The 17,519-nt window shown below is 40.8% G+C and carries 14 protein-coding genes and 3 tRNA genes; 14 read left to right on the top strand and 3 right to left on the bottom strand.

Annotated elements, in window-relative coordinates; all coding sequences use genetic code 11:
* The first annotated feature begins 53 nt into the window (after positions 1-53).
* Both AC1EK3_RS04320 and AC1EK3_RS04315 read left to right on the top strand, forming a co-directional pair.
* Positions 54-1,448, top strand: coding sequence for a glycoside hydrolase family 13 protein (locus AC1EK3_RS04320; protein WP_480033139.1), 1,395 nt, complete (start codon positions 54-56; stop codon positions 1,446-1,448).
* Complete coding sequence (locus tag AC1EK3_RS04315) at positions 1,445-2,509, top strand: LacI family DNA-binding transcriptional regulator (RefSeq protein WP_032842347.1); 1,065 nt, start codon at positions 1,445-1,447, stop codon at positions 2,507-2,509. The genes AC1EK3_RS04320 and AC1EK3_RS04315 overlap by 4 nt, the downstream gene beginning before the upstream one ends.
* Before the next feature lie 24 nt (positions 2,510-2,533).
* Here AC1EK3_RS04315 and AC1EK3_RS04310 read toward each other — a convergent pair whose 3' ends face one another.
* The gene (locus AC1EK3_RS04310; RefSeq protein WP_004574134.1) at positions 2,534-2,881 is read right to left on the bottom strand and encodes a phenylpyruvate tautomerase MIF-related protein; all 348 of its coding nucleotides are present in this window, start codon (positions 2,879-2,881) and stop codon (positions 2,534-2,536) included.
* A gap of 84 nt (positions 2,882-2,965) precedes the next feature.
* Between AC1EK3_RS04310 and AC1EK3_RS04305 the strand changes: the two genes are divergently transcribed.
* The 10 genes from AC1EK3_RS04305 (at position 2,966) to AC1EK3_RS04260 (ending at position 15,082) form a co-directional block, all read left to right on the top strand.
* Positions 2,966-3,472: a GtrA family protein gene (locus AC1EK3_RS04305; RefSeq protein WP_032835361.1), complete on the top strand. Its 507-nt coding sequence runs from the start codon at positions 2,966-2,968 to the stop codon at positions 3,470-3,472.
* 34 nt (positions 3,473-3,506) lie between these two features.
* Complete coding sequence (locus AC1EK3_RS04300) at positions 3,507-4,223, top strand: histidine phosphatase family protein (protein ID WP_480033140.1); 717 nt, start codon at positions 3,507-3,509, stop codon at positions 4,221-4,223.
* A 28-nt stretch (positions 4,224-4,251) separates the two neighbouring features.
* Positions 4,252-5,226 carry a hypothetical protein gene (locus tag AC1EK3_RS04295; RefSeq protein WP_480033141.1) on the top strand — a complete coding sequence of 325 codons (975 nt, stop codon included), beginning with the start codon at positions 4,252-4,254 and terminating at the stop codon, positions 5,224-5,226.
* 56 nt (positions 5,227-5,282) lie between these two features.
* A complete protein-coding gene (gene gltX, locus AC1EK3_RS04290) occupies positions 5,283-6,845 on the top strand; it encodes a glutamate--tRNA ligase (protein ID WP_480033142.1) in 1,563 nt (520 codons plus the stop codon).
* A gap of 190 nt (positions 6,846-7,035) precedes the next feature.
* Positions 7,036-7,108, top strand: a tRNA-Glu gene (locus tag AC1EK3_RS04285).
* A gap of 40 nt (positions 7,109-7,148) precedes the next feature.
* Positions 7,149-7,220, top strand: a tRNA-Gln gene (locus tag AC1EK3_RS04280).
* A gap of 646 nt (positions 7,221-7,866) precedes the next feature.
* Complete coding sequence (locus AC1EK3_RS04275) at positions 7,867-9,159, top strand: metallophosphoesterase (RefSeq protein WP_415687441.1); 1,293 nt, start codon at positions 7,867-7,869, stop codon at positions 9,157-9,159.
* A gap of 91 nt (positions 9,160-9,250) precedes the next feature.
* A complete protein-coding gene (gene murA / locus AC1EK3_RS04270; RefSeq protein WP_004109784.1) occupies positions 9,251-10,612 on the top strand; it encodes a UDP-N-acetylglucosamine 1-carboxyvinyltransferase in 1,362 nt (453 codons plus the stop codon).
* Between the two features lie 190 nt (positions 10,613-10,802).
* The gene (locus tag AC1EK3_RS04265) at positions 10,803-12,716 is read left to right on the top strand and encodes a serine/threonine protein kinase (protein WP_480033143.1); all 1,914 of its coding nucleotides are present in this window, start codon (positions 10,803-10,805) and stop codon (positions 12,714-12,716) included.
* 35 nt (positions 12,717-12,751) lie between these two features.
* The gene (locus AC1EK3_RS04260) at positions 12,752-15,082 is read left to right on the top strand and encodes a hypothetical protein (protein ID WP_480033144.1); all 2,331 of its coding nucleotides are present in this window, start codon (positions 12,752-12,754) and stop codon (positions 15,080-15,082) included.
* A gap of 95 nt (positions 15,083-15,177) precedes the next feature.
* Here AC1EK3_RS04260 and AC1EK3_RS04255 read toward each other — a convergent pair.
* A tRNA-Ala gene (locus AC1EK3_RS04255) sits at positions 15,178-15,250 on the bottom strand.
* Between the two features lie 107 nt (positions 15,251-15,357).
* On the bottom strand, positions 15,358-16,044 hold the full coding sequence (locus tag AC1EK3_RS04250; protein ID WP_480033145.1) for a DedA family protein: 687 nt from the start codon (positions 16,042-16,044) through the stop codon (positions 15,358-15,360).
* Positions 16,045-16,267: 223 nt separating this feature from the next.
* Between AC1EK3_RS04250 and AC1EK3_RS04245 the strand changes: the two genes are divergently transcribed.
* Both AC1EK3_RS04245 and rpsO read left to right on the top strand, forming a co-directional pair.
* Positions 16,268-17,011, top strand: coding sequence for a teichoic acid transporter (locus AC1EK3_RS04245; RefSeq protein WP_421784704.1), 744 nt, complete (start codon positions 16,268-16,270; stop codon positions 17,009-17,011).
* Positions 17,012-17,141: 130 nt separating this feature from the next.
* The gene (gene rpsO, locus AC1EK3_RS04240) at positions 17,142-17,411 is read left to right on the top strand and encodes a 30S ribosomal protein S15 (protein ID WP_004109774.1); all 270 of its coding nucleotides are present in this window, start codon (positions 17,142-17,144) and stop codon (positions 17,409-17,411) included.
* Positions 17,412-17,519: the final 108 nt, after the last annotated feature.

Below are 17,519 nucleotides of genomic sequence, written 5' to 3'. Positions count from 1 at the left end.
AAGTGCTAAGACGTTCACAATTTGTAAAATTTACTATTTGTTAGGAACAAGTCATGCAACCTGAATGGGTAAAATCAAGTGTATTTTATCAGATTTTTCCGGAGCGTTTCGCAAATGCAAATGCTTCTATTAACCCTAATCCTGTAGAATCATGGGATAAATCTCCAACTAGGGACAATTTTTTCGGTGGTGATTTGCAAGGGATCAGTGGGCATCTGTCATATCTTGCGGATATGGGTGTCAATGCTTTGTATCTTACTCCAATTTTCCAAGCGGATACGAATCATCGCTATGATGCCACTGATTATTTCAAAATTGATTCACGTCTTGGTAATGACGCAGATTTTGATGGGTTTATTAAGCGTGCTCATGAATTGCAGATTCGTGTAGTTTTAGATGGTGTATTCAATCATTGTGGAATAGGCCACTGGGCGTTTCAAGATGTTGTACGTAACGGCGAACAATCGCAATATGTTAATTGGTTTTCGGTAGAGGGCTTTCCTGTAGTGTCTCATCCGGAACCGAATTATAAAACATGTTCCGGCTGTTACTATTTACCAAAATGGAATGTATATAATCCAGAAGTGCGTAGACATCACTATAACGTTGCTAAATATTGGTTAAATCGTGGTATTGATGGCTGGCGTTTAGATGTTCCATATTTCGTCAATAAAACATTTTGGAAGGGTTTCCATAAAGTAGTGAAATCTTTTGGGGATGATAAATACTTAGTAGCTGAAGAATGGCGTAACCCTTCTCAATGGCTTACTCCGGAACTTATGGATGGAACCATGAATTATACAGTTCGTGATTTAGTCCTAGGTTTTTGCGCTGATGAAACATTGGATGCTTATGATTTTGCAGATGGTATGAATGCTTTGTATAACGATATTCCAGAAGAACATCGTTCTTGTATGTTGAATTTGCTTGGGAGTCACGATACTGAGCGATTGCTTACGCGTACAAAAGCTCATGAATATGCTTGGGATACGTCTGCTGAAGACGCTGAGAATTTAGCTTATGCGCTGTTATTCGCTGCTGATGGCGCTCCTATGGTGTATTACGGCGATGAAAATGGTATGGAAGGAGAAAATGATCCGGGTTGCCGCGCTCCTATGACTTGGAATGAGAATGCTTGGAATTTATCTGTTCGTAAAACAGTTTGCAAATTAATGCGTCTACGTAGAGAAAACGCTGCTCTCCAATATGGCAGGCAGCATGTAGCTGCTTTAGGTAAACATACTGTGTGTATTACGCGCAACTTACCTTCGGGGCGTGCATGCTTATGTTTAGTGCATCGCGGATCTGGAGCTTACATCAATTGTGATGATTTGCCGGTGCGTATGGATCGTGCGCTATTTGGTGTGCCAAGTATAATAGGTAAGCAATATCGTATGGGAGAAAAATCCATTATATTATATGAAGGTGAAGCAGTGGGGAAGCTATGAATGTTCGTAGAGTGACTATTAAGGATGTTGCAGAAAAAGCTAATGTTTCCAAGTCTGCAGTATCTTTTGCATATAATGATCCGTCAAAACTATCTGAGGCGACGGTTGAACATATTATGCAAACTGCTGAAGAAATGGGATATGTGCGAAGTGCAACAGCTAGAGCATTGCGTACAAATTCTTCGAATGCTTTGGGCTTGTTGCTGCCGCAAGGTATTGATACGATTTTGCAAAATCCCTATTATTCACTTTTGATTCAGGGCATTGGGCAGGTTTGCCAGTCGGAAGGCTACACTTTGATGCTTGTTCCTCCGCTAAGAGGTTCAATGTTAAAAGCTATTCCTACAGCTGCAGTAAGTGGTTTTATAATTTGCGGCTTGGAAGCTGAACGTGCAGAAGTTGTTGAAATTTTGAATAAGCATGTTCCTGTAGTGATTGTGGATCCTGCTCAACCTATTAACGTTCCGACTGTAGAAGTTGACGATGAGCATGATTTTGAAGATTTAGTAGATCGACTTATTGATTTAGGTCATAGAAATATTGGTATTGCGGCAATTGAAACGAAATCGCATACTGATTATCCTGGGTGGCAAGGAATAGTTGGTAGGCGCATGGCAAGTGTTGTGCGCGCGCTTAAAAAGCATAACTTATCACCAGAAGATAAAGAAATTACCGTTATAGAAACGCCCTGCACATATCAGGGTGGCACTGATGTTTTCAATAAAATGTGGAATGATACTAATCTCGAATACAGACCTACTGCGATTGTGTCGTTTAGCGACATTATTGCGTTAGGCGTGCTTGGAGCAGCTCAACAACAAGGACTACGTGTGCCTGAGGACCTTTCCATTACTGGTTATGATGATTTGCCTTTGTCTACAATTTGTACGCCACGATTAACTACGGTTCATCAGCCAATTACTTCAAAAGGACGTTTGGCTGCAGAAAGTTTGATTGATCAAATACGCTTTGATGAAGAAGCTTTGCCAGTTTCGCATAAAAAACTAGGAACTGCCCTCATCGTGCGTGAATCGGTTGGGGCAGCTCCTCTTAAGAAGTAATTCATATATTCTGCAGTTTTTTATTTAGAAGTTGCCGCCGTTCCAACCCCAGTCAGTAGTTGCAGTGTAACGAATATAAGTGCGATCCTGTGGAATCCCAAGCTCTCGCTCTAAAGCTGCCATAATCTGCTCAGTTAACTTTTCCCAAGCAGACCCTGGCACGCTGGAACCAAACACGTTCACCTCAACGTAAGCTGCAGGCTTAGTATTGTCTCCTGCAAAATAAATCGGCATATTGTCCTCGAATGGGCACATGAGCCAATGCTCGCTTTTTCCTGGAACTGCGCTAATTGCTTTGCCATAAGCAGCTTTTAATGCGTCGCGCTGGGCAGGTGTTGTGCTTACAGAAACATGAGTATGAATAACTGGCATAATCGCTCCTTTGCTAAATTTAGTAAGCTTTATTACGTAACAATTATATGTTATTTGTTAGCAGCCGCGTGTTTAATGGATATTATGAAAAAGCTTATTGAACAGGTTGTAAAGTTTGGAATTGTGGGCATTATTGCCCTTATTATTGACGTTGCGCTACTCAATTTATTAATGCTTGCGCACTTAAATAATGTGGTTGCGGGTACGATTTCTTTCGTAATCTCACTTATCTTCAACTATATTGCCAGTATGAAATACGTCTTTAAACATCGTGAAGATATGGCAAAGTGGATGGAGCTTCTGATTTTTGTTATTTCCGCAGTCATAGGTTTGCTTATAAATGATTTGATTATTTGGGCTAGTACGTTAGGAATGGCTGAAACTTTACGCGGTTCTGCAGTATACGTTTTGCGCACAAATATAGGAAAACTTGTAGCAACTGTTGTTGTTGCTGTGTGGAATTTTGTTATACGAAAGTGGTTGCTTGATGATACTAAATCTCAACAGCCTGGGTATGTTGCGCAAGAGGATACGAGTTTTGCTCACCGCTTGGGAATGTGGTCGCTTAATCATACAAAAAACCGCAAGTAATTGGTTTAATCTTTTAAACAGAAAGTAGAACGCAATGCCAGCTACGACAATTCATTTTGTGCGTCATGGAGAAGTTGATAATCCAAATCACGTGTTGTATGAGCGTCTTCCTGGATTTCATCTTTCGGCTCGCGGAGTGAGGATGGCGCAAGCTACAGCAAAATATATTGCCACTGTTCCGCAAATGCGCGGAATTACTGCAATTTATTCGTCTCCTCTTGAGCGAACTCGTGAAACAGCGCGTGAAATCGAAAATGCTTTGCGCAATATTGCAGATTCTGCCTATGTAAAAGCGCACTGTGCCGAAGATTCTGCGCAATCTTCTGAGAAATTTTCTGCGCAATCTCAAGAAAGCGACATTATTTTAGATAAACGCTTAATTGAAGCTGGAAATAATTTCCGTGGAAAACGCATAGGTTACGGTGAAGGCGCGCTGTGGAAAAACAACAATTGGAAGCTTGTTGCGAATTTGTGGAAGCCAAGTTGGGGAGAAAGCTACCGCAGTATTGCTACTCGCGTTGGTGATTTTGCGCGCGAGCAGGTTCGTAAGCATCCGGGTGAGCAAATCGTTGCAGTTACTCATGAGTCGCCAATCTGGTCTTATAGACACCTACTGGAAACCGGTCACGCTGAACATAATATGCTTCTTCGCCACACGGCTTTAGCTTCGATTACTTCTGTTACTTACGATTGCGAGACTTTGCGTGTGCTTTCAATTACGTATGTTAATCCTGCTGGGCAAGTGAAGTAAGTAACATATAATGCGAAGGAGCATTGAAATGGTTGATTCTGTTGATTCTGTTGATTTGGTTAGTTCTGTCAAAGATTCTGAAGATGTTAAAACGAATGAAAAAAGTATGCTAATGCTGAATGATGCAGCGCAATCTGCCGCAAAACTAACAGAATTATGGCCATTGACGGAAGCGCGACACTTAGATAACGACGCAAAATATGCGGAAAATCTTGAGGTGCGCTCGATGCGAGCAATAGCACGAATACTTACGAATCTTGACGTTACTGTTCCGGATGCTGAATTTGTGTATGAAGGCGCGGATGAAATTCCTGGACGTCCGCAAGAAATAGTAGACGCGCTACTTGCTGCCGCCGATGCTTACGACAATATGGATTCATGCTATGAGCCTAACTATGATGAAGCAGAAGAAGAAGTACTAGAAAATAGTAATAATATAAATTCTATTTTTAGTAAGATTGCATCTCATTCTGCCGAAGATTCTAATGCAATAAATGCAGCAGCCGATACGTTAAATGTTGAAGGTAATTGGAGTATTAACGATATTGACTTTGCAATTAATTATGCGAAACAAATGGTTTCTTGTTATGAAAATAAATCATTGGAAACGCAAAAAATTATTGTAGTTTTAAGCTTACTGACAAATCTAATTAAAAAAACTAACGAGATTTGCGAAACTTTACCAATCTTCTTATATATTAACGAAATATGTGAGTGTGCTGGTTTGCCGCGAATGATGTTCAAGGATGCTCAATGGCGTGAGATTGTTGATTGTGTGCGCAATTCTAGCGATAAGTGCAATTGTGATATAAGTGCGTTGGTCAATTTTATTTCGCCGCTGCTTATTTCAGAGTGGGAAAAGCATCGTGAAGACGTGCTGTGGGATCCTGAAGTTGCGAAGAAGCTCGCAAAAGAAGAGGATGATAGAAAGTCACGCGAGGCTCTTGCTGCGAAGTTTGCGCACGTTGAGGGTAATAAAGAATCTACGCAGGCGCTTGATTAGTTTTTAGCTTGACTTATGTTTGATGCGAATGCTGCACGTCCGTAACGCGCGGCACAATGGAACCTATGACTGATATCGAGGAAACTCAAGAAGTTGCTAATAATGCAACAAAATCCGCAAAGCCTGAACTTCCAAAGAATGTTCGCGTGCGTTTTTGCCCTTCGCCAACCGGGACACCTCACGTAGGTATGGTTCGTACCGCGCTATTTAACTGGGCGGAGGCTCGCCATACTCACGGCAAATTGCTGTTCCGTATTGAAGATACCGATAATGAGCGCGATAGCGAGGAAAGCTACCAGCAGATTGTTGAGGCTCTTCGTTGGCTCAATATTGATTGGGACGAGGGCATTGATGTTGGCGGAGATAGCGGACCGTACCGCCAGTCCCAGCGCATGGAAATTTATAAAGACGTAGCACAAAAGCTTTTTGAAGCAGGATACGCTTATGAATCCTTCTCTACTCCTGAAGAAATTAAGGAGCGTAATATTGCTGCTGGTCGTCCTGCTGAATTTGGCTACGATGGCTACGATCGCAATCTTACGGAAGAGCAGAAGCAAGCTTTCCGCGACGAAGGCCGCAAACCTGCACTTCGCTTGAAGATGCCAAATGAAGACATTACTTTTAACGATTTGATTCGTGGCGAAATTACTTTTAAAGCTGGATCTGTTCCAGATTATGTGATTGTGCGCCCGAATGGCGATCCACTTTATACGCTTACGAACCCTGTTGACGATGCGTTAATGGATGTGAATGTGGTTTTGCGCGGTGAGGATATTTTGAGCTCCACGCCTCGTCAGATTGTGCTTTACCGTTATCTTATGGAGATGGGCATTGCTAAGGAAACTCCGCTTTACGGCCATATGCCTTACGTTATGGGCGAAGGTAAGAAGAAGCTTTCCAAGAGAGACCCTGAGTCCAACTTGTTCTTGCATAGAGATAACGGATTTATTCCAGAAGGCTTGCTGAACTACTTGGCTTTGCTTGGATGGTCGATTGCTCCTGATCGTGACGTGTTCACTATGGACGAAATGATTGAAAAGTTTGATGTGCGAGACGTTAAGGCAAATCCTGCACACTTTGACTTGGACAAGGCGATTTCCATCAACGCTGAGCATATTCGTATGCTAGATCCGCAAGATTTCTTGAACCGTTCTGTGCCTTACTTGCATAAGGATGGCGTAGTTAGCGCAGATAATTGGGATGCATTAACTGACCGCGAGTGCGAAGTACTCACAGCTGCAGCTCCTCTTGTGCAGCCTCGCGTGCGTTTGCTTGGTGAAGTCGCTGGAATGGTTGGAAGCCTGTTAAGCGAAGATGGCTACATTGCTCCAGATGACGATGCGCGTAAGCAGCTTAAGGAATCTGCAGGCGAGGTTCTTGACGCTGCGCTCGCTGCTTTGAAGGACGTTGATGCTGCTGATTGGCATACTGATTCCTTGCACGAGCTTTTGAATAAGAAGCTTGTTGAGGAAGCTGGTTACAAGCCACGCCTGGCGTTTGGTCCTGTGCGAGTTGCACTTTCTGGCCGTCGCGTTTCTCCGCCATTGTTTGAGTCCATGGAAATCGTGGGCAAAGACGTGAGTTTGGCGCGTTTGGCTGGATTGCGTGAGCATTTGTAAATCACAAATAATTTATAAGCTCAAATAAAATTTGAACAAGGTGGGAACGTGGCACTATTGCTACGTTTCCGCTTTTTTATTTGTTTTATGCTTCGTTTAATATATTTTCGACACGCCGCGGTTGCGTATTGAGCTGTTATGTTGTAAAGTCGCTATTTGTTGCGTCAAGAGGCGTAGCTGATAAATGAAAGCCCCCGTCGTCTAGCGGTCTAGGACTACGCCCTCTCACGGCGCCAACACCGGTTCAAATCCGGTCGGGGGTACGAAGACGGAACGGTTCCAAGAGCCGCGAAGCCTGCCAATTGGGGTATGGTGTAATTGGCAACACAGGTGATTCTGGTTCATCCATTCTTGGTTCGAGTCCAGGTACCCCAGCGAATAGCTCTCGTAGAACGAGGGCTTTTTTGTTATCTATCTGTATTCCTGCGATTTGCCTCAGCGCGCGACATTTTCTTTACGCGGCTGTAAAGTTTTGGTCGGATTAAGGCGATAAAACGGCAGTTTCTTTACATCACTGTAAAGTTTCTGCCTTTTTTGGGCGCGTAGCCGACCTTTTCTTTACGCGGCTGTAAAGTTTCTGCCGTTTTTTGGCGTGAAAGCGGCAGTTTCTTTACATGCGTGCTCAGTTTCTGCCGCTTACTCTCGCTTACTCTCGCTTACTCTCGCTTACCGCGTGCTTCTTATGCAGCCTTAAAATCAAAAACCCCGGTGCGTGACCGGGGTTAGAGAAAGAAGAGAAGAAGAGAGGTTTAAGTTATTAAAGTCAAATTCAACTACTTGCTTGTAGTTTATTTCCTTTTGATGTATATATAATAACCACCTTATGCTGAGCGCAGTAATGCGATTACCTGTGAATTGTCTGTGAATTTGTAACTATTTTACTGAAATTGCACGTTTTTATCGCTTTTAGGTTATTTATTATCAGTATTTGCTTAATTTAGTATTTTTGAATGTAAATAATTTATGTAAACTTGCGCACAAAATTGAGTGAGTCGCGGCATATCTGCCGTATGCTTAAAGTATGACTGATTCTGCACAATCTGAAGCTAATGCATCTGCGGCACTTCCTTTATCTGTTTCGGCGCGTTTAGGACGTTTGCAGTTCCATCTTTCTGGTAAATTCCGGGTGCTTCAGTGTGCAGATGTTCAAGATGGGTTACGTATTTCACAAGATACTATTCGACTTATTGCTTCTGCTTGCGATGCTGTGCGACCAGATCTTGTAGTTTTTAGCGGAAACCAGATTGCAGGTTATGAAAAAGTATTTGCAAAAACTTTTCAGCGTAGACGCTGGCAGGAATCTTCCAATATTTCGGCTTCTGATAAGAAGCAATTGGTTGATAAAGTGCACGAATTTGTTGCTAAGTTAATGAAGCCACTAGAAGATCGCAGTATTCCGTGGGTTGTTACTTATGGTAATCATGATTTCCAGTGCGGTCTAAGTAATGAAGAGCTTGATAAGATATATCAAGATTTTCCATGCTGCATGAATCGCAGTGCTTCTAATGCATCTTCTGCAAGTGCTATGCAATCGACAAAATGTGTGTTGCCAAAGCAGATTATTTTTACATGTGAGCCTGGTACTTTTGCCTTGCCTGTTATGGATGAAAAGCATGAAAAGGTTGTTTTTTCAATAGTTTTAGTTGATTCGGGAGATTATGCTAAATCCGGCGGCTATGGTAGCCCTTCTAAAAAAACTATTGAGTTTGTTTCTGGTCTTTCTTCTTATTTGCCTGAACATATTTGCGTTTTTCAGCATTTTCCATTGCCGCAATATTATCGTGTTCTTCGCGAAGTTCCGCAAGAACTCGCTGCGCGCGAACATGCTATTGAAGGGTATCGTACTTTTGCTGGTCGCTATTATGCTCTTGACGAAAAACATGTTCTGCCAGATGGGTATTTAGGTGAAGGAATTAGCTGCCCTGACGTCGATAGTGGTGAATACGCTGCTTTGCTTGATGCAGGAGCTTTTGCGCTAATTGCCGGTCACGATCACCGCAATTCTTTCGCAGCTAAAGATCCCGAGAGTAATATGCTATTTGTTGCTACTCCTACATGTGGTTTTGGATCTTACGGCCCTGAACCTGCTAAAAGAGGCGTGCGTTTGCTTGAATTTGATATTCGTCACCCGTTTGAACCGCGTACGCAAATGCTTGAATTTGGGAATCTTGTTGGCAAACCTTCTTCCAAAAAAGCCTATACTTATGCTCTTACAGCTGAGTCTGAGCATGAATTGCCAGAAGTAGATTTATTGCGTAAACCATCATTGCTTACTAGATTGATTCGTCGATGGCGTCAACGATCTACGCGCTAATTTAATCAGTTTTAATAGATTGCATGAGCGCGTTGGCAAATATGCCGGTATTATAGTGAATAGTGTTTTAGCGCGAACGAAAGAGGTAAATGTGTCCGCACACAATACGGCTGAACAGAACAACAATAGTGGCATTGACGCTGCAGATGTGTTGCATGTAGAAGGTGGTAAGCCGCTTAATGGCACTATTAAAGTGCGTGGCGCAAAAAACTTTGTTAGCAAAGCTATGGTTGCAGCTTTGTTGGCGCCTGGTAAGTCTGTTCTAAAAAACGTTCCTGAAATTCGCGATGTTCATGTAGTTTCTGATTTGTTGCGTTTGCATGGTGTTGACGTTGAGGTTAATGGGCCTGAAGGAATTGTGACAATTGATGCCACAAAAGTGCAGCTCGCAGATGTAGCTGACGTCGACACTCTTTCTGGTTCGTCTCGTATTCCAATTCTTTTCTCTGGTCCTCTTCTTCATCGTCTTGGAGAAGCGTTTATTCCTGCGCTTGGAGGATGTAATATTGGTGGTCGTCCAATTGATTTTCATCTTGAAACGTTGCGTAAACTTGGTGCAAATGTAGATAAAGATCACGAGGATGGTATTCATATTACTGCACCTAATGGCTTGCATGGCACTAAAATTCATTTGCCTTATCCTTCTGTCGGCGCAACCGAGCAGACTTTGCTTGCAGCGGTTCTTGCAGAAGGTCGTACAGAGCTTTCCGGAGCTGCAATTGAGCCAGAAATCATGGATTTGGTAGCAGTTTTGCAAAAGATGGGTGCGATTATTTCTGTAGACGTTGACCGTACTTTCCGTATTGAAGGAGTAAAAGAGCTTCAAGGATACACTCATACGTCATTAACTGATCGCATTGAAGCAGCTTCTTGGGCTTCTGCTGCTCTTGCAACACACGGAGATGTGTTTATTAAGGGCGCAACTCAGCCAGAAATGATGACTTTCTTAAACGTGTTCCGTAAAGTTGGCGGACAGTTTGATGTTACAGATAAAGGAATTCGTTTTTGGCATCCGGGTGGGGATTTGCATCCGGTTGCTATTGAAACCGATGTGCATCCTGGTTTTATGACTGATTGGCAGCAGCCTCTTGTTGTTGCGCTTACTCAAGCGAAGGGCTTGAGTATTGTGCATGAAACTGTTTATGAAAATCGTTTTGGCTTCACGAAGCCACTTGTGCAAATGGGAGCTATGATTCAGCTTTATCGTGAATGCTTAGGTTCGCTTCCTTGCAGGTTCCAGCAGCGCAATTACAAGCATTCTGCAGTTATTTTCGGACCTACTCCGTTGACAGGTCAAGATATTGACGTACCTGATTTGCGCGGAGGCTTTAGTCATTTAATTGCAGCTCTTACTGCTCAAGGTCCGTCGAATGTGCGCGGAATTTCGCTAATTGATAGAGGATATGCAGATTTTAGAGGCAAACTTTTAGCTTTGGGCGCTAATATCGACTGATATATTCTTCTACTTCTTCTACAAAACGTGAGTTTTGTAGGTTTATAAGCTTTTATCCACAATGCTATAAAAAGCTTTTTTACGCATAAATTTATCGGTACAGTAGTCGCAACTGTAATTCAATTACTCAAAAAATTAACTGAAATATTTGATGAGTAGTTGTAGTTTTCAATATTGCGGAGGCGTAACGATGGTTTGTGTAGGCGGACGCTATCAGCTGCTCGGTGAGCTGGGGCGTGGTGGCACTTCAACAGTCTTTCTTGCTGTTGACACCGTTTTGCACAAGCAATGGGCTGTTAAAGAAACGCTTCTGCAAGGAGACGAAGAGTATCAACAGCATATTATTCAATCCTTACGCGCTGAAGCGAATGTTTTAAAGGAATGCGATCATCCAGCTATTCCGCGAATTGTTGATTTTTTTGAAGAAAATGGTAGAGCTTATGCTGTTCGTGATTATGTAAAGGGGCGTTCTTTAAAATCTATTGTAGAAGAATCTGGATTGCAAAATGTTGAAACTGTTCTTGATTTAGGTATGCAACTTTGCTCAATACTTTCTTATTTACATTCGCATTATCCGCCAATTATATACGGTGATCTTAAGCCTTCTCAGGTTATGATTTCAGAAGATGGCACGGTCCGTTTGATTGATTTTGGTGCTGCAACGCAATTATATGCAAACGGGGGAGTGCTTGATTTACGCACAATAGATCAGTGCGACGTTCGATTTGCTACTAATATTTTTACTGCTCCTGAAATTTTGAATGAAAACTCTGCAGCAACTACTTCAAGCGATGTGTATTCGATTGGAATGACATTGCGTTACGCATTATTGCCAACTGAAGTGTCTAAAACAGACGTGCAATCTGCTGTACTATTGCCTCATGAGAATCGTGAAGTAGCAGAACAATTAGTGTCCGTGCTCGCAATAGCTACAGCTACTAAACCATCTCATAGATATAAAGATTGCGAAGAAATGTTTTCTGCACTGGAAGCGTGTGAGCGTACAGAAAAACATTCACAACAATGCGACACTTCTGCGAATGTATTGCGACGCAAACAAGGCAAAAATAGTTTTAAGGCTAGAAAAAAGCGCTATGCAATTACTGCATTAATTGTTGTAGTGCTAGTTTTTATAGTAATTTTATTCAACTGCTTAGGTTTATTTGTTGGGCATGCTTTTGTAAATCGAAATAAGCAATCTTTTAATGGTGAGCCAAGTAGTGAAAGAATTGAAGCAATACGAAAAAATAATAAAAGCTACGATTCTTACATGCAATTAGCTGAGCGTGAAAGCAATTCGGATATTGCGTGTCGATATATTTCTCATGCAATGCAAGTGCAAAATAGCATGCGCAATAAGAAATATATAAGCAAAATGTCATTTAAACCTCTCCAAATTTTATTGCAAATTCAACTTGCAGATCAGCAATGGAGTGCCAAAGAAGAGCAATGTTTTGTTGGTTTGATTAATAAATACGAGCAAAACTTGCGTACTGTAAATAAAGATTGGTCGAATATTTCTATAGAATTGGGCAAAGCGTATTGGTACTATTTTGCAGGATTTTCTGGAAAAGTTTCGCAAACAGAACGATTATCTCGTATGCGAGTAGCAAAAGTATGGTTCCAAGAGGCTCAAAAATATGAGAAGGATGCAAATGAAGCATCTTTGCAAGATGTAGAAACTAATTCTGATGACATATCGCATACTGTTTCAAATCAAAAAATGTTAAGCGCATACATCGCTATTTCTGACGCTTATGCGCAGCTTGTTGATGTTTCTAAAGATTGTGCAAGTGTAGAAACATATAAAAATTATGTGAATCAATTACAGCAGTTAATGCAAATTGTTGAGAAAGACCACGGAGACGTCTTATTTGTGGATACTGGAGAACTAGTTTTGCAATCAATTCATTCGTGGTTGCCGATGTTTCTAGAAAGTGGATCCAGTAAACAAGAAATTCAGCAAATGTGCGACAAGGCAGAATATCTTCTTAAACAAGCGAATGTGTCAAATGATGAAGCTGCAAGTAGAAAGAAAAACGCAATCGACAGTGTCAAAGAAGTTCAAGATGAAATTAATCTAGCTTTTTTGCAAAAGAAATAAAAGAAATAAAAGAAATAATAAAAAGGGGGGAATAAATGTGTAAACAAAGAAATTTGGGGGATATGTGGTTTTTCAAGCGACTTAAATGCAGTTGCGCTCGCATTGGTGTTTATATTGGGATTATTGCATTTATTAGTGTTGCTATAGTTGCTGCATTATTGCCACTTAATTCTATTGCGTATGCAAAGAACAGCTATAACGCAGCCAAAGGATTGCATATAGCAAATGTTTCTGTTATGACAAAACAGAAAACTGTTCGCACTCAAGGCGAGTACATGTTTACTAAACGTTCTGCTTCGCTACTTATAACTTTTGATGGATTGGACGCTTCGGAAATTAGAAATGCGCATAAAGCTACTGTTAGCGTTGGAAGATATCAAATAGTGAGTGCCAAAGCTGATTTAGCTAAGACTGAGGCGGTGTCGTCCTTGGTTAATATTCGTTATAAGATCCGACCTCGAGTATTAGGAATAGTAAGAGTTGAATTGCAAAAAGAAGGAATATATGATTTGCAAGATATCTCTATAAGACTTGCTGCTGTAACAATGCATCCTAAACGCATATGGGGAGGAGTTGACTCTAATCCTCATGTTTCAAAGCAAACTAACTATATTTCTAATGAAAATAGACTTTCTAGCAACAAATTGCGCTCTCGTAAGCCAATATTAAGCATTCCTGATTCAGTTTTGAATGCTTCAGATTTAACAAAAGATAACTCTTATAGCAAGCGTTCGCGATATATTGTTATTGATAAAACTGCTCCTCGCTTGAGTGTTAGCTATGATAACAACGCATCGTATGAAGGCAAATATTTTCGTAATAATCGAGCTTCAAGAATATTAATACAGGACGATTCGTTCGTTTTTTCGTATTTGCTTCACGATTCTTTTCCTATTGCGAAAGTTTTTGCTGATGGTAAGCAGGTTATGGTACTTACAGCTAAAAGCTTTAAAAACGATGGTGTGCATGCAAATGTGTGGTATGCTGATGTTTCTTTTTCGGGGGATGCTTCTTGGGATGTTCGCTATTGTGTTGAAGATTTATCAGGTAATGTGAGTTCGTCTATCAGCAATAAATTCATTATTGATACGCTTGCGCCAACTGTTTCTATTACTGGAGTGCAACAAGGCGGAGCATATTCTCATGCTGTAGTTCCAACATTAGTTATAAAAGATCGTTGGTTAAAACCTGCAAGCGTAACGTATTCGCTGAGAAGAATGCGATATGCTAAGGAATTGCATTCTTTTGTGCCTAAAAAAGCTGATTTGCAAAGTGTAAGTGTGCAATACGCAGGTTTTTATAATGGAACTCAAGACGATGACGTGTATCAGCTTCAGTGGAGTGCTAAAGATTTAGTAGATCATGTTATTTCTGGTAAGTTGCAATTTTCTATAAATAGAAGCGGTTCCTCATTTAGTATAGATAGTTCCACTAAGGAAATTAATCGTAAACAATTGCAAAATGCTAAAGATATTCATATTGAAGAACTCAATCCTAGTGGATTGGCAAGTCCTGCAAAAATCAGTGTTATGCGAGACGGTGTAGAGAAGATTTTGTCAAAACAGGATTTTTCTGTAAACAGTCGCATAGATCATGGCTGGCAACTATTGACTTACACTATTTTTAAACGGAATTTTGCCGATAATGCTCATTATCGTGTGCGCGTTATGTCAGTAGACAAGGCAGGAAATCATTCTTGTAACGAAAGTGCAGTTAGCAAAAAAGAAGGAATGTTGCAATTTGCACCAGCTTCTGTGCAGTTTACAGTAGATAATCTTGCTCCAATAGCAACAGTGTTTGATATGCAAAATAATTCTACTTATCGCACTAATAAAGAAGGAAAAACTTTACGCATTAGTGCAAAAGATAACATAGCATTGCAATATGTAACGATTGATGTTGATGGTAAAACAAATCGTATTTGGAGCGGTAAAGATGTGAATAAATCAGTTTTATCCACAAAACTAAAACCAGACGGTTTTACTCACGACGTATTAGTAAAAGCTGCAGATTATGCGGGAAATATAACAACTTTGCAATATAAAAATGTGAGAGTTATTTCTATTGCAAATAAGCTTGTAAAAAAATCTGAAGCAGATAAAAAATCTAAAAATAGTGAGAGTAAAGATGCTGATAGTTCTGATGATAGTTCCGACAATAGCTCAGATAACGATGATTGGATAGCTCGTTCGCAAGTGAAAAAATCGGAAAAATCTTTTGAGAATGCTGATTCCTTTAATCGAAAGCCGGTAAATTATATAGAAATTGTGGCTTATATTGGTGCTGGAATTATAGCAATCCTTTGTGTTGCATTAGTAATTAGCGTTATTCTTAAAAAGAAAATTAACGTAAGTAAACTGTTTTAAAGGTTTTGATAGTTTAGGTAGTTTCGATAGATTTAATAGGCATTGTGCGAGAAAATAAAAAGCCCACTGCGGTGGAATGAATGCAGTGGGCTTAGTGGAGCTAATGGTAATCGAAACCACGACCTCTTCGATGCGAACGAAGCGCTCTACCAACTGAGCTATAGCCCCAATGTCTAAGACAAATCATCTTATGACAACTCTGCACACTGTACTACAAAGCTTGTATAAAAACAATATTTTTTGTAGTGCAGCGTGCTTGAGTGTCGTAAGTGGGTTTACTTGCTTTCTTTATTAAGTTTTGCTGCTTTCTTTGCTTTGTGCGCTTTGTATAAACCAATAAAAGTTGGCACAAGCGAAATAAGCAAAATTGCAACAATTACTAATTCAAAATTCTTCTGTACAAAATCAATCTTGCCGAAGAAATATCCAAGAAATGTGAAAAGCGACGACCAAATGAGACCGCCTAGTACAGAAAATGGTGTGAAGCGTGTCCAACGCATTCCAGAAATTCCGGAAATAAACGGCATAAAAGTACGTATAAATGGGAAGAATCTGCCCAAGAATACTGCCAGCGGACCCCATTTATCAATCATTTTTTCGGTTTTTGCAACTCGTTCTGGAGTGAGTGCTTTTACCTTTCCGGATTCTACAATCTTTCGTCCGAAGAAATGACCAATGAAGTAATTGCACTGATCGCCAATAATTGGTGCTATCCACACTACGGCAAGTAATAGTGGAAGTGGAAGCGCGCTATGACCTGTTTGAGCGTCAGGAGCTGCAAAAAAGCCTGCTGCGAAAAGAAGTGAATCTCCTGGAAGGAATGGGAAGAATACTACGCCTGTTTCAATAAAAACAATGAGAAAAATAAGACCTAATGCTGGAGCTGTGCCCATTGCAATCCAACTTGCAATAGCTGAGCGTGGATCCTTGAGTAGGTTAACAATAAAATGAATAAATCCCATAATGTCCTGTCATAAATTTTGCGTATTTAGTGACGCTTGCTAATTAAAAATCAAGCGAAACAACTGTTATTTTGAGCCTAGCAGTCGCCATAAACGGTTGACACTTTTTGTGCACACGCTATCGGTTAATTGCGTTATAACATACAATATTAGTAATGTAATGTTGCATTGTTAAAACTTGAGAAATTGCTTGACGATTAAAGATTGGCAGGAGAAGTAGCGAATGAAGTTAAATGATGAGCATGATAGTGAACGTCCGCAAAGTTTTGCTCCACTAAAGCCTAGGAAACGTTCTGCTCGCGTAATCAATGCTAATGAAGTTCCGGAAAAGAATGATGATTCAAAAAGCAAAATTTCTGACGAATATTTAAACATTGGTTTGCCGGAAACAGACTTGTCTATTGCTGATTTTTCTCGTAAGCATTCTAATCCAAAGAGATGGTGGATTTATTTTGGCGTTCTGCTTGTTGCCATTGTTATTCCGTATTGGATTGGCCGCATTATGGCAGTTCGTCATACTTTATGGGTTATTTCGCATTGCTCTGGATTATCTTCGCAAGGTGTCGTTTTTATTTCGTGGGTAATAACAGTAGCTGCTTTTACAAGTCTTGCTATGGCGTTAATTGACACTCATCGTTGGATTTGGAGAATAATGTTTGCTGTTTTTCTGGCTTTAGAACAACTTATTGCCGGATTATGCATGCTAAACATGAGCTTCTGGTATTCGACTTATGTGGTCTATGGTCATGCTTCAGGTTTAGCGAATGCGGCAAATCTTGGCATTATTTCTGCAGGTATTGGAGTGGCTGTATTTGCTGTCATTTTTGTCGGTTTGCTTGTAATTGTTCCTAAAACTTCAGCTTTGAATGTTCTTACGCGCAGTTGGGCATCGTTCATAATGTTTTATGCAATTGAGGTTTTGGCAATATTAGTAGTTATTTTTGGCGGTTTTTTGACAGCAATGTAATGTTTAGATTTTACAAAAATAACTTGTTTGCAAGTGGTTGTACAATAGTCGTTTGGCGTGTAACGCCCGCGGATTGAGAGCGCTACAGCAGAAGGTTGTGGCACCGCGCAGTGATATTAAGGAGGATGCCGTGGCATTAACGGCTGAAGATAAGAAGAACATTATCAACGAATACGCGACGCACGAGGGTGACACGGGTTCCCCAGAAGTGCAGGTCGCTTTGCTTAGCAAGCGCATTGCTGACCTTACTGAGCATTTGAAGGAGCACAAGCACGATCATCATTCTCGTCGTGGTTTGTTGCTCATGGTTGGTGATCGTCGTCGTCTTCTCGATTACTTGAAGCGTGTTGACATCAACCGTTATCGTTCTTTGATTGAACGACTCGGCTTGCGTCGATAGTCTTATTGCCCGGGCTTAAGCTCGGGCTTTTGTATTATTTATACGTTTGCTCAATTGTTAAATGCATAAATTGTTCACTCATGCGCAATATTTGGGGAAAGTGTAGTG

It is taken from the genome of Gardnerella sp. C0026F2, from assembly GCF_056590715.1.
Note: the sequence above shows the minus strand (reverse complement) of the source record. Positions and strands in the feature narration are given on the sequence as shown.

Bases quoted from the DNA above. Each gene is read 5' to 3' on its own strand.
- AC1EK3_RS04275 (WP_415687441.1), top strand. From the start codon at position 7,867: ATGACTGATTCTGCACAATCTGAAGCTAATGCATCTGCGGCACTTCCT.
- AC1EK3_RS04300 (WP_480033140.1), top strand. From the start codon at position 3,507: ATGCCAGCTACGACAATTCATTTTGTGCGTCATGGAGAAGTTGATAAT.
- AC1EK3_RS04250 (WP_480033145.1), bottom strand. From the start codon at position 16,044: ATGGGATTTATTCATTTTATTGTTAACCTACTCAAGGATCCACGCTCA.
- AC1EK3_RS04265 (WP_480033143.1), top strand. From the start codon at position 10,803: ATGGTTTGTGTAGGCGGACGCTATCAGCTGCTCGGTGAGCTGGGGCGT.
- AC1EK3_RS04245 (WP_421784704.1), top strand. From the start codon at position 16,268: ATGAAGTTAAATGATGAGCATGATAGTGAACGTCCGCAAAGTTTTGCT.
- gltX (WP_480033142.1), top strand. From the start codon at position 5,283: ATGGAACCTATGACTGATATCGAGGAAACTCAAGAAGTTGCTAATAAT.
- AC1EK3_RS04260 (WP_480033144.1), top strand. From the start codon at position 12,752: ATGTGTAAACAAAGAAATTTGGGGGATATGTGGTTTTTCAAGCGACTT.
- AC1EK3_RS04315 (WP_032842347.1), top strand. From the start codon at position 1,445: ATGAATGTTCGTAGAGTGACTATTAAGGATGTTGCAGAAAAAGCTAAT.
- AC1EK3_RS04295 (WP_480033141.1), top strand. From the start codon at position 4,252: ATGGTTGATTCTGTTGATTCTGTTGATTTGGTTAGTTCTGTCAAAGAT.
- AC1EK3_RS04310 (WP_004574134.1), bottom strand. From the start codon at position 2,881: ATGCCAGTTATTCATACTCATGTTTCTGTAAGCACAACACCTGCCCAG.
- AC1EK3_RS04305 (WP_032835361.1), top strand. From the start codon at position 2,966: ATGAAAAAGCTTATTGAACAGGTTGTAAAGTTTGGAATTGTGGGCATT.
- AC1EK3_RS04320 (WP_480033139.1), top strand. From the start codon at position 54: ATGCAACCTGAATGGGTAAAATCAAGTGTATTTTATCAGATTTTTCCG.